Source organism: Solwaraspora sp. WMMD792, assembly GCF_029626105.1.
Classification (GTDB): domain Bacteria; phylum Actinomycetota; class Actinomycetes; order Mycobacteriales; family Micromonosporaceae; genus Micromonospora_E.
This window is the reverse complement of record NZ_JARUBH010000009.1, coordinates 1,190,323-1,202,460: the sequence shown is the minus strand read 5'-3', so window position 1 is coordinate 1,202,460 and position 12,138 is coordinate 1,190,323. Positions and strand designations below refer to the sequence as shown.

Below are 12,138 nucleotides of genomic sequence, written 5' to 3'. Positions count from 1 at the left end.
CGGGTGCTGTTCCGCAACTGGGAGACGGTCGACGACCAGTGGCCGCCGGTGGTCCGGGTCGCCGACCACACCGGTGCCCCGCACCTGCTGGTGACCCGACACGCCCTGGTCCGTCAGGTGCTCGCCGATCCGGCGACCTTCCGGCCGGACAACGCCCTGGACGCGGTCACCCCGGTGCCGGTCACCGCGCTGCGGGTGCTGGCCTCGTACGGTTTCCGGCTGCCGCCGACGCTGGCGAACAACGGCACCGCGAGCCATCCGGCGATCCGGGCGGTGGTCGCCGAGGCGCTGCACCCGACCCGGGTCGCCGCCCAACGGGACTGGCTGGCCGGGCTGGTCCGCGAACGGGTGGCCGGGCTGGCGGCGACGCTGGCCGCCGGCGGCCGGGTCGACCTGTACGCCGGGCTGGCCGCCGACCTGCCGCTGCTGGTGCTGGCCCGGCTGGTGCAGTTGCCGCCGGCCGCGACCGACACGGTGAAGCGGTTCGCCCGCGCCGCACTGGAGCTGTTCTGGGCTCCGGTCGACGCCGACCGACAGCACGAGCTGGCCCACACGGTGGGCCGGTTCCACACCGTGCTGCGGGACTTCGCGGCGACCGGCGGCGGGCTGGCGAAGTCGCTGCGCGACGCCGGGCAGCCGGCCGACTCGGTGGTCGGGGCGCTGTTCTTCCTGCTGGTCGCCGGGCAGGAGACCACCTCGCAGTTTCTGACGCTGCTGCTGCACCGGCTGGCCGGTGAGCCGGCGGTGCTCGCCGGGCTCGCCGACGGCTCGATCGACGTCGACGACGTGGTCGAGGAGGGGCTGCGCCTGGTGCCGCCGATCGTCACCTGGCGGCGGCGGGCGGCGCTCGACACGACGGTGGCCGGCGTGCCGGTGCCCGCCGGGTCGAGCATCGTGCTCTGGCTGGCCGCGGCCGGCCGGGATCCGGCCGTGGTGGCGCGGACCGACCAGTTCGTCCCCGGTCAGCCGGGTTCCCGCCGGCATCTGGCCTTCGGTGCCGGGGCGCACCGCTGTGTGGGGGCGCAGCTGGCCAGGATGGAGACGGCGGTGGTGGTCGGCCAGGCGGTGCCGCTGCTCACCGGCGCCGAGGTGGTCCGGGCGCCGTGGTCACCGGACAACCTGTCGTTCCGGATGCCGGACGCGCTGGTGATCCGGCGGCCGCCGCCGGACACCCGGCCGCCGCCGGACACCGCCCCGGCGGGCTGACGCTGACCCGCGCGAGGCACGGTGGTCAACTGGTCTCGTCCGCCCACGCCCGCCAGTCGTCCAGTACGCCGTACAGCGCCGGGGTCAGCCAGCCGGGCGCGGAGCGGCGGAACACCCCCGGTTCGAGGGTGCCGGCGCCATCGGGCACCGCGCCGACCATGGTCGGGACCAGTTCGCTCAGGTTCGCCCAGTGCACCAGTTCGGGCTCGGCCGGCCAGGCGCCGAGCACCACGCCGGCGGGGACCGCCCGCCGGTCCAGCGCCTCCAGGGTCAACGCGGTGTGGTTGAGGGTGCCCAGCCCGGCCCGGGACACCACCACCGCCGGCGCGCCGAGCGACACCGCCAGGTCGGCGATGGTCCACGGCTCGCCGGACGGTCGCAGCCCCATCGGCACCAGCAGCCCGCCGGCCCCTTCGACCAGTACCAGATCGTGCTTGTCGGCCTCCTCACGTACCGCGTCGACGGCCGCGTACAGCTCCAGCGGCTCGGCCGCGGCGACCCGGGCGGCGGCCAGCGGGGCCAGCGGCTCGGGATAGCTGGCGATGGTGCGTACGGTGGCCGGGTCGGCCAGCCGGGTCACCACGTCGGCGTCCGACGGCTCGCCGGTCACCGTGCCGGTCTGACCTGGCTTGACCATCGCCACCCGCAGGCCGGCGGCCTGAGCGGCGGCGGCGATCGCCGCGGTCACCACGGTCTTGCCGACGCCGGTGTCGGTGCCGGTGACGACCACCGCACCGTGCCAGCCGGTCACGGCGCGCACTCCACGATCACGTCGAGCGCCCGGTCGAAGTCGGCCCGGGGAATCCCGACGTTGACCGTGATCCGCAGCCGGGCCCGCTGGTCGGGGGTAGACGGTGGTCGGAAGCAGCCGACCGCGACCCCCCGGTCGCGGCAGTCCCGCGCCCAGGCGAGCGCGGTCTCCGGCCCGGGCGCGCCGATCGACACCACCCCGCCGGCCGGTGGCCCGCCGACGTCGAGACCGGCCCCGGTGAACCGGCCCACGGCGGCGGCGACCCGGTCGGCCAGTTCGACCCGCAGCCGCGCCCCGTCACGGGCCAGCGTCAGCGCGGCGTGCGTCCCGGCGGCGACCGCCGGGGCGAGCGCGGTGTCGAAGATGAACGTACGCCCGGTGTCGACCACATGCCGGATCAGCGGCTGCGGCCCGGCCAGCACGCCCCCGGCACCGCCGAGCGCCTTGGACAGGGTGGCGGTGACCACCACGTCGGGTTGGCCGGCGAGCCCGGCGGCGGCGACGCCGCCGGCACCGGCCGGCCCGATGACACCGAGCGCGTGCGCGTCGTCGACCAGCAGCAGCGCACCGTGCCGGCGGACGACCGCGTGCAGCGCGGCCAGCGGCGCCAGGTCGCCGTCGACGGAGAAGACCGACTCGGTGACGACCACCGCGGGCCGCCCGGGGTGGGCGGTCAGCACCGCGTCCACGACAGCCGGGTCGGCGTGCGCGACGACCTCGGTCTGCGCGCTGGCGAGCCGGCCGCCGTCGATCAGCGAGGCGTGGTTGTGCGCGTCGCAGACCAGCAGGGTACGGGGCCGGACCAGCGCCCGGACCGCGCCGAGGTTGGCCAGGTAGCCGGAGGAGAAGACCAGCGCCCGGTCGGCGCCGAGCCAGTCGGCCAGGTCGGTCTCCAGCGCGGCGTGCGCGTCGGTGGAGCCACGGACCAGCCGCGAGCCGGTCGCGCCGAGGCCGTACCGGTGCAGGGCGTCTGCCGCCGCCGCGACCACCTCGGCGCGGCCGGCCAGCCCGAGGTAGTCGTTGCCGGCCAGGTCGGTCAGCGGGTCGTCGGCGGTACGGGGGCGCAGCTCGCGGGCCAGCCCGGCCTTGGCCCGCAGCTCGGCCCGCCGCCGCAGGCCGTCCAACCAGTCCGCCACGGGTCCCCCTCGTCGTTCGCGCCGCCTTGTAGGGTACGACCATGTCCGACATCCTCGACCTAGCCCGCGCCCAAGTCCTGGAGCGTGGCGTCGGCCTGGACGAGGCCGGGGTCCTCGCTGTGCTACGGCTGCCCGACGAGCAGGTCCCGGCCGCGCTGCAACTCGCCCACGAGGTGCGGATGCGCTGGTGCGGGCCGGAGGTCGAGGTGGAGGGGATCGTCTCGCTCAAGACCGGCGGCTGTCCGGAGGACTGCCACTTCTGCTCCCAGTCCGGCCTGTTCGCCTCACCGGTGCGGGCGGTGTGGCTGGACATCCCGTCGCTGGTCGAGGCGGCGAAGCAGACAGCGGCGACCGGAGCCACCGAGTTCTGCATCGTGGCGGCGGTGCGAGGGCCGGACGCCCGGCTGATGCGGCAGCTGCGCGAGGGTGTCGCCGCGATCCGGGCCGAGGTGGACATCCAGGTCGCGGCGTCGCTCGGGATGCTGACCCAGGAGCAGGTCGACGAACTGGTCGACATGGGGGTGCACCGGTACAACCACAACCTGGAGACGTGCCGCTCCTACTTCCCGAACGTGGTGACCACGCACAGCTTCGAGGAGCGGTGGGAGACGCTGCGGATGGTGCGCGACTCCGGCATGGAGGTGTGCTGCGGCGGCATCCTCGGGCTGGGTGAGACGATCGAGCAGCGGGCCGAGTTCGCCGCGCAGCTGGCCGCTCTCGACCCGCACGAGGTGCCGCTGAACTTCCTCAACCCGCGGCCCGGCACGCCGCTGGGCGACCGTCCGGTGGTCGAGGCCCGGGACGCGTTGCGCGCCATCGCCGGCTTCCGGCTGGCTATGCCACGAACAATTCTGCGGTACGCCGGCGGCCGAGAGATCACTCTCGGTGACCTGGGCACCCGGGACGGGCTGCTCGGCGGCATCAACGCGGTGATCGTCGGCAACTATCTGACCACTCTGGGGCGCCCGGCGACGGAGGACCTGGCGCTGCTGGACGACCTGAAGATGCCGGTCAAGGCGCTGTCGGCGACGATCTGAGGGTCGGCGTGGAGGCGATCTGGTGCGACCGGTGCGGTGCCGGGATCAGCGCCGGCAACCACGACGGCTGCGCGGCGGCGCGGGCCTGGGAGCCGCCCCGCTTCTGTACCAGGTGCCGACGGCGGATGAAGGTGCAGGTGCTGCCGGCCGGTTGGTCGGCGCGGTGCGTCGAGCACGGCGAGGTCCGGCCGAGCTGACCGGCCCGGCTGTGCCACCCGGCCGGCCTGACCGGCGGCGGCCTGGCCGTGCCGTCAGCGGCACCGACGCGGCGGCTCGTCGCCGACCGCGCGGGCGGCTGGCGTCGCCACCTCGCAGAGCCGGGCCACGACCCGGTCCGGGTCGAGGTCCCACACCTGGGCCGAGGTGTCGGTCGAACCGCTGACCAGCAGCCCGTCACGGGTGAACGTGATCGCGTTGACGTTGTCGACGTGTCCGACGAGCACCGCCGTCAGCTCGCCGCTGTCGATTTGCCACACCCGGGCCAGGTCGTCGCTGACGGCGGTGGTGACCAGCCGTTCGCCGTCCGGGCTGAAGGCCACCGCGGACAGCCTGGTGGTGGGTGTGTCCACTGTGCCGACCAGGTCCAGTCCGGCGACGGTGCGCAGCTCGACCTGACCGTTGCTGCGGGCCACCGCGACCAGGTGTCCGTCCGGGCTGACCGCGAGGTCGGTCAGCTGAAGGTCCGCGATGACCGCTCGGTCCATGCCGGACAGGTCGGCGGTGTGCCAGGATCTCAACTCGGCCCGCGTCACCGTCTCGTCGCCGCTCACCACACCGTGGTTGGCGGTCGCCAACAGCGTGGTCCCGTCGGTGCCGAATCCCAGCGCGCTCACCGCGCCACCGGTCGGCAGGAAGGTCGGTTCGGCGTCCCGGTCGAGCCGCCAGACCAGCACCCCGCCGTCCTCGCCGGCCGGGTCGAGCACGGCGACGGCGAGCAGCCGTCCGTCCGGCGAGTACGCCGGATGTCTGGTCGTCCAGCCGTCCCGCCCGGCGGCGGTGTCGTGCCCGACCAGTTCACCGGCGACGGTGTAGCGCAGCACGCCGCTGCTGGTGGTGCTGACCGCGAACGTGCCGTCACCGGCGACCGCGACCCCGGTGACAGTGTCCGACGCGCGGACGGTCGCCCGCACGGCGCGGGTGCCCAGATCCCAGATCCGCACCACGTCGTCGCCGGCGGCGGTGACGACCCGCTCCGCCGCCGGGTCGACCGCGACGAACTGGACCGACTGCGGATGCCGCAGCAGCACGCCGGTGCGCCGGAACAGCACGGTCGGGGCGTCCGGTCCGGTGACGGCCACGGTCCGGCCGTCGGCGGCCACCGCCACGTCGGCGACGACCCGGCCGACGTAGCCGGTGAAGGCCGAGGAGACCACCCCGGTGGTCAACGCCCAACTGTCGATCCGACCGGTACGCCACCCGCCGGTGGTCAGCAGCGAGCCGTCCGGGGTGACGGCGAGCGACACCGCGGCGCGAAACGGCCCGACCGGCAGGGCGGTGCGCTCGCCGGACGACACCGACCAGCTGTGCAACGCCCCGTCGGGTCCGCTGGTCACCAGCACGTCGTCCGGGCCGAAGGCCACCTGTTGGGCGGCGGGCAGGCTGCGGAGCAGGGTCTGGTCGGTCAACTGCCAGACCTGGACGTCACCATCGGTGGGGTTGGCGACGGCCAGCAGCGTACCGTCGGCGTTGACGGTCAGGTCGTAGCCGAGCATCCCGGTCGGCAGCGACCACTGCAGTTCGCCGGTCGCCGCCGACCAGCCGCCGACCTGCAACTCGGGCGACAGGTCGGTGCCGAGTCGACCGGCGACGACCGTGGCACCGGTGGGCAGCCAGCCGAGCGCGCCGACCGCCGGCAGGGTGTGCCGCAGCTGACCGGTCGACACGTCCCAGATCCGGACACCGTCGCGGCTGAACGAGCCGGAGGCGAGGAAGCGGCCGTCCGGGGAGAAGGCCAGCGCCACCACGCCGGCGTCGGTGGCGTGCCGCAGCTCGACGTCGCGCTGGCGCAGGGTGGCGACGTCCCAGAGCCGGACCAGACCGTCCTGGTGTCCCACCGCCACCGCCGTGCCGTCCGGGCTGACGGCGGTGGACAGCCCGCCGGGCGCGGTGCCCAGCGGCCCGATCGTCCCCGCCGTCTGCGCCGACAGCAGGGCACCGTACGCCTCGACGGTAGGCGCCTGGTCCCAGGCGTCCAGCGCCCTGCCGACGGCGAGCAGGTCGTCGTCGGCGGCCGCGGCGATCTGCGACTCGGCGGCCAGCTGTCGGGAAATCGCCTGCCGGCGTTGGTCCTCGGCGGCCGCCTGCTGGTTCAGCGCGACCAGCCCGCCGGCGACGGCGAGCAGCAGCGCCGCCGCGAGGCCCACGGTCAGCCGGCGCAGCCGCCGTACGCCGCGCAGCCGGGCCAGTTCGGCGGCCTCGGCGGCGGCCACGCTCGCGGACAGGAAGTCCACCTCCGTCGCGGACAGGTCGTTGCGGTCGACCTGGTCACGCACCAGCGCCAGCCGGGTGCCGCGCAACAGCAGGTCGGGGTCGCGGCCGGCGGTCCGCCAGTCCTCGGCGGCGACGGTCAGCCGCTGCCGCCGGATCAGTTCGTCCCGTGCCTCGGCGAGCCAGCTGTCCAGGCGCGGCCAGTTGGTCAGCAGCGCCTCGTGGCTGATCTCGACGGTGTCGGCGGCGACGGTGACCAGCCGGGCCCGTACCAGCCGGGCCAGCAGGTCGGCGTCGAACAGCCGGCTGGCGCCCCGGCGACGGGCCACCGCCCCGGTGTCGGTGACGGTGACCAGGCGCAGCATCGCGGTCCGCAGCGCCACCCGGCCCGCCGGGTCCAGGTCGAGGTGGATCCGCTCGGCCGACTCGGCGACGGCGCGGCGGATCCCGCCGGTGGCCCGGTAGCCGGCCACGGTCAGCCGCCACCCGTCGCGCCGCTGCCAGGTCGCCCGCAGGGCGTGACCGAGCAGCGGCAGCGCCCCCGGGTCGTAGCCGGCCGGTGCCGTCGCGTTCAGGTCGGCGAGCAGCAACTCGACCAGCCCGGGTTCGATCTCCAGACCGGCCCGCGCCGCCGGCTCGGTCACCGCGCGACGCAGCTGGTCGGCGTCCATCCGACCGAGGACCAGATGCCCGGCGGCCAGCGCATGCGCCAGCGGCGGCAGTTCGGCGCAGTCGGCGTAGAAGTCGGCGCGGACCGCGATCACCACGACGGCCGGCGCGGCGGCGGCCAACGCGGTCACGAAGGCCAGCCGGTGGGCCGGATCGGTGCACTCGGTGAACAGCTCCTCGAACTGGTCCACCACGATCACCAGCCGACCGTCGGCGGGCGCGGCTCGGGCAGCGAGCGCACCGAACAGCTCCGGGGCCGCGTGCACCCGCGCCGCAGGCAGGTCCGCGGCGTCCGCGCCGGCGGCGACGAGCGTACGGTCGACGAGCTCGTCCAGCGGCCGGGTGCCCGGGGTCATCAGCAGCCACGGCCACCGGTCCGCCGGGCCGAGCGCACCGGCGGCGATCGTCGGCAGCACCCCGGCGCGCAGTACCGACGACTTGCCGACCCCGGACACCCCGGTGACGATCAGCGGTGGACCGCCCATCGCCTGCTCGGCGAGGCGGCTGAGCACCTGCGCGATCTGCTCCTGCCGGCCGTGGAACCAGGGAGCGTCCTCCGGCTCGAAGGCGGCCAGCCCGGGGAACGGGCACACCGGGTCGTCGCCGGCCGGTACGGGGTCTGGCCGGTCCGGTGCGACCTGCGGTTCGGCGGCTACCTGCACCCGGCTGCTCAGCTGGGTGATGGTGAGCAGTTGCCGGCGTACCCGATCCATCTCGACGCGCTGCTCATGGCTGCGTTTCGCCAGTTCGCGGCGGACCTCGCCGAGCACGCGGTGGACGTCGGTCAGCATCCACCGCAGCGCGCCGACGTCGTGGCCGAGGGCCTGGAACGTGGCGGCGAGGTCGTCACGTAGCTGCGCGTCGGTCTCGGCCGCGGCGGCCAGCGCCACCTCGACCGCGTCGATGCCCCGCAGCAGCTCACCGAGTTCGGCGCGGATCGCCTGGGACTGTTCCCCTTCGTCGGCGAGTCGGGCCAGGAGTTCCTCGGCCAGCGCGTCGCGCCACTGTGCCTCGGTGGCCCGCCGGCCGCGCATCCGGTCGGCGGTGTCGATCAGCGCCTCGGACAGGTAGCCGCCGCCGATCTGGCCGAGTTGTTCGACGGCTGCGGCGAGCAGCCCGCCGGAGCCGATCCCGGCGGCGATCGGCGCCAGCGCCGAGGCGGTGAGGAAGGCGAGGATGCCGTACGGGGTGGCGTCGCTCAGTCGTGCCCCGGAACGCCGTGCGGCGGCGCGGACCCAGTCACGTACGCCGCGTCGGGCCCGTGCCGTGGCGTCGCCGGCCCGTCCGGCACCGTCGGAGCCGGCACCGTCGGAGCCGGCGGCATCGTCCGCAGCGGCGCCGTCCTGATCGGCCATGCCCGTCCTCCTCGCCCGATGCGTCGCTACACAGTGAACAGCAGCCGGACCGGCGGGCGGCGAAGACGCGCCGCAGCGTGGCAGCCGCCGACCATCGCCCGCCGCGCCACGCACCCGGACGGCACCATAACGTCAACTAGATATCCATGATGATGGGTATCTAGACGGCTACTCCTAGCAAGAGAGTAGGGGGTGAAGCTCGGCCCACCCGACGTCGACGCGGGTGGGGCGGGCCAGACCTGTCGAAGGGGACGTCCTGTGACCATTTCCGCAACCCGGAAAACTCTCACCGCCGGGCTGACCGCGCTGCTGGCGCTGGTCAGTTGGCCGGCAGCGGCCCAGGCCGCCGGACCACTCGGCGAGATCCGCCGGGCCGGTGGCACCACCGCCATCCCGGACAGCTACATCGTGGTGCTGGACGACGACGCGGCCACCGCGCCGACGACCCGGCGGCTCGCCGACCGGTACGGCGCCACCGTGCAGCACGTGTTCGACACCGCCATCGAGGGCTTCACCGCCCGGATGAGCGCCACCGCCGCCCGCCGGCTGGCCGCCCACCCGGCCGTCGCCTACGTCGAGCAGGACCACACCGTCACGCCGTTGGCCGCCGGCGTACAGCTGAATCCGCCGTCCTGGGGACTGGACCGGATCGACCAGCGCAACCTGCCGCTGGACAACCGCTACGCCTACCCCACCACCGCGCCCAACGTGCACGCCTACGTCATCGACACCGGGATCCACCGGACGCACAGCGACTTCTCCGGTCGGGTCAGCACCGGTTTCGACGTGATCGACGGTGGCCCGGCCGACGACTGCAACGGCCACGGCACGCACGTCGCGGGAACGATCGGCGGCAGGGCGTACGGCGTCGCGAAGGCGGTCCAACTGGTGCCGGTACGGGTACTCAGCTGCAGCGGCTCGGGGTCGATCTCCGGGGTGATCGCCGGAATCGACTGGGTGACCGCCAACGCGATCAAGCCCGCCGTCGCCAACATGTCGATCGGCGGCGGTGCCAGCACCACGCTGGACGCCGCAGTCGTCAACTCGATCCGGTCCGGCGTCACCTACGCGGTGGCCGCCGGCGGCTCCAACACCAGTGCCTGCAACACCTCACCGGCCCGGGTGCCGGAGGCACTGACCGTCGCCGGCACGACGATCACCGACGCCAGGATGAGTTCGGCGAGCTACGGCCCCTGCCTGGACCTGTTCGCGCCCGGGATGAGCATCACCTCGACCTGGCACACCGACAACTCCGCGGTCCGGGTGCTCAGCGGCAGCTCGATGGCGACCGCCCACGTCACCGGCTGTGCGGCGCTGGTCGCCGCCAGAAACCCGTCGTGGAGTGCGGCGCAGGTCGGTAACTACCTGATCCGCAACGCCACCACCGGCGTCGTCACCAACCCCGGGGCGGGCAGCCCGAACCGTCTCGTCTACTGCGCCGGCTGACCGCCGGCCCGACCGCCGAGGAGTTCAACGATGGCAACGACCGTCAGCTCGCATCCGCCCACCCGTACCGGCAACGCCACCGGCCGCCGCGGCACCCCCCGCCGGCTGCTGGCCACCGGCCTGACGCTGATCCTGACCACCGCCGCGCTCGTCGCCGGCACCGCGGCACCGGCGCAGGCGGCGACCACCCCGGGCATCGACGTCTCGCACTGGCAGGGCTCGATCAACTGGACCAGCGTGCGCAACAGCGGCATCGAGTTCGCCTACATCAAGGCCACCGAGGGCACCAGCTACAAGGATCCCCGGTTCAACACCAACTACGTCGCCGCGTACAACGCCGGGGTGATCCGGGGTGCGTACCACTTCGCGCTGCCGGACCGGTCCTCCGGCTCGGTCCAGGCCAACTACCTGGCCAGCAACGGCGGCGCCTGGTCGGCGGACAGCCGGACCCTGCCGGCCGCGCTGGACATCGAGCACAACCCGTACGGCGCGATGTGCTACGGGCTGAGCCAGTCGGCGATGCGGAACTGGATCAGCAGCTTCCTGAACACCTACCGGTCGCGCACCGGACGCTACGCCGTCATCTACACCACCACCAGTTGGTGGAGCAGCTGCACCGGCAACTGGACCGGACCGTGGAGCAACCACCCGTTGTGGCTGGCCAGGTGGGCGAGCAGCCCTGGCACCCTGCCGGCCGGCGCACCGTACTGGTCGTTCTGGCAGTACACGGCCAGCGGCAGCGTCCCCGGCGTCTCCGGCGCGGTCGACCGCAACCACTGGAACGGCACCCGCGCCCGGCTGGTGGCGCTGGCCAACAACGGCTGACCCTGCTCGCTGGCCCCGGCATGGACCATGCGGTCCGGCCGGGGCCAGCGACCTGCCCGGCCCGGCAGCCGTCGCCGGTTTGTCGGCATCCGGTGGTCACAGCGGCGGAGCGGGCGGCACCGGGTTGCGTCGGCCATGCAGCGCCAGGTCGAACAGGATGATCACCAACAGCACCAGATTGGCGCAGATCGCGACCAGCAACGCCGGGCCCGCCAGCAGCGGCGGTACGGTCAACGCCAGCAGGAGCACGCCCGCCAGCAGCGGCCAGGCGACCCGGCCGAAGACCTCGTACTCGAGCCTGCTGCGGCCCAGCAGGAAGATGACCGGTCCACCGATCATGATGGTCAGCCAGTTGACCGGGACCGGGTCGGTCGGGTGTTCGATGATGAACTTCGCGCTGGTCGCGGTCGCTACCACGCCGGCAATCATCAGCAGATGGGTGTACGGCGCGGAACGGGTGAACCGCCCCGGGTCGCGGGCGGCCTCGATCGCCTCGGTCAGCCGTGCCCCAGCGCAGTGCACGTAGATCCGGAACAGGATGGTCGCGCTGGCGAAGGCCACGACGAACCCGGCGGCGCTGCCCGGGGTGACCTCGCTGCGGCTCGACGCCAGCCCGGACACCAGGATGATGTCGCCCAGGGCGATGATGAAGAACTGGTGGTACCGCTCCGCCATGTGCTCGGCGGTCGGGTTGAACTGGGCTGCTGGGATCCGCCCTCGGCGAGGAACGGGATAGCCGAGCGCGAAGACCGTGTAGTCGATGGCCAGCGCGAGACCCCAGAACACCACCCGAGTGGTCTCGTCGACCAGGATGCCGGCCAGCCAGGGAACCGCCGATACGGCGAACCAGGCCCAGATTCGCACCGCGCGCTGCCGGGCCATCTGGTCGTGCAGCGCAAAGAAGAAAAACAGGCCGCGGCCCAGGTGGATGGCGACGTACGCGCCGACGAAAATGGCCGCACGGTCCTCGAACGCTGCCGGTAGCGCCGCCGTCATCAGCAGCACGCCGAACATGATCGCGACCGTGACCACCCTGATGGACCGACTCTGCGGGTTGTAGAGATCGGTGACCAGGGTGGTCACCACCCATACCCACCAGACGGCGAGCAGCAGGATCGCCGCCTCGACGACGCCCAACGGACTCAGCCGCCGGGCCAGGGTCTCCGACAGCAGGGCGAGTGCGACCACGAAGGCCAGGTCGAAGTACAGCTCCAGGAAGGTGGCGCGCCGCGGTGCCTGCTCGCCACGGAGCAGGCCGCGCGGGTCGCCGGCCGCCGTCACGACCG

At 73.8% G+C, this 12,138-nt stretch carries 9 protein-coding genes; 5 read left to right on the top strand and 4 right to left on the bottom strand.

Translation table 11 applies throughout. The features are described from left to right. Positions 1–3: 3 nt before the first annotated feature. Positions 4–1,206 carry a cytochrome P450 gene (locus O7629_RS07000; RefSeq protein ID WP_278168219.1) on the top strand — a complete coding sequence of 401 codons (1,203 nt, stop codon included), beginning with the start codon at positions 4–6 and terminating at the stop codon, positions 1,204–1,206. 25 nt (positions 1,207–1,231) lie between these two features. Here the strand turns inward: O7629_RS07000 and bioD are convergent, their stop codons facing one another. Both bioD and O7629_RS06990 read right to left on the bottom strand, forming a co-directional pair. Next, the gene (gene bioD / locus O7629_RS06995) at positions 1,232–1,966 is read right to left on the bottom strand and encodes a dethiobiotin synthase (RefSeq protein WP_278168217.1); all 735 of its coding nucleotides are present in this window, start codon (positions 1,964–1,966) and stop codon (positions 1,232–1,234) included. Further along, positions 1,954–3,093: an 8-amino-7-oxononanoate synthase gene (locus O7629_RS06990; protein ID WP_278168215.1), complete on the bottom strand. Its 1,140-nt coding sequence runs from the start codon at positions 3,091–3,093 to the stop codon at positions 1,954–1,956. The genes bioD and O7629_RS06990 overlap by 13 nt, the downstream gene beginning before the upstream one ends. A gap of 41 nt (positions 3,094–3,134) precedes the next feature. Here O7629_RS06990 and bioB point away from each other — a divergent pair, with 41 nt between their 5' ends. Next, positions 3,135–4,130, top strand: coding sequence for a biotin synthase BioB (gene bioB, locus O7629_RS06985; RefSeq protein WP_278168214.1), 996 nt, complete (start codon positions 3,135–3,137; stop codon positions 4,128–4,130). Then, a complete protein-coding gene (locus O7629_RS06980) occupies positions 4,127–4,327 on the top strand; it encodes a hypothetical protein (RefSeq protein WP_278174441.1) in 201 nt (66 codons plus the stop codon). The genes bioB and O7629_RS06980 overlap by 4 nt, the downstream gene beginning before the upstream one ends. 54 nt (positions 4,328–4,381) lie before the next feature. Here the strand turns inward: O7629_RS06980 and O7629_RS06975 are convergent, their stop codons facing one another. Beyond that, a complete protein-coding gene (locus O7629_RS06975; RefSeq protein WP_278168213.1) occupies positions 4,382–8,581 on the bottom strand; it encodes an AAA family ATPase in 4,200 nt (1,399 codons plus the stop codon). 306 nt (positions 8,582–8,887) lie between these two features. Between O7629_RS06975 and O7629_RS06970 the strand changes: the two genes are divergently transcribed. Further along, on the top strand, positions 8,888–10,027 hold the full coding sequence (locus O7629_RS06970) for a S8 family peptidase (protein WP_347403719.1): 1,140 nt from the start codon (positions 8,888–8,890) through the stop codon (positions 10,025–10,027). Positions 10,028–10,057: 30 nt separating this feature from the next. After that, complete coding sequence (locus O7629_RS06965) at positions 10,058–10,852, top strand: lysozyme (RefSeq protein ID WP_278168211.1); 795 nt, start codon at positions 10,058–10,060, stop codon at positions 10,850–10,852. A gap of 96 nt (positions 10,853–10,948) precedes the next feature. Here the strand turns inward: O7629_RS06965 and O7629_RS06960 are convergent, their stop codons facing one another. Then, complete coding sequence (locus O7629_RS06960; RefSeq protein ID WP_278168210.1) at positions 10,949–12,133, bottom strand: low temperature requirement protein A; 1,185 nt, start codon at positions 12,131–12,133, stop codon at positions 10,949–10,951. Between the last annotated feature and the right edge of the window lie 5 nt (positions 12,134–12,138).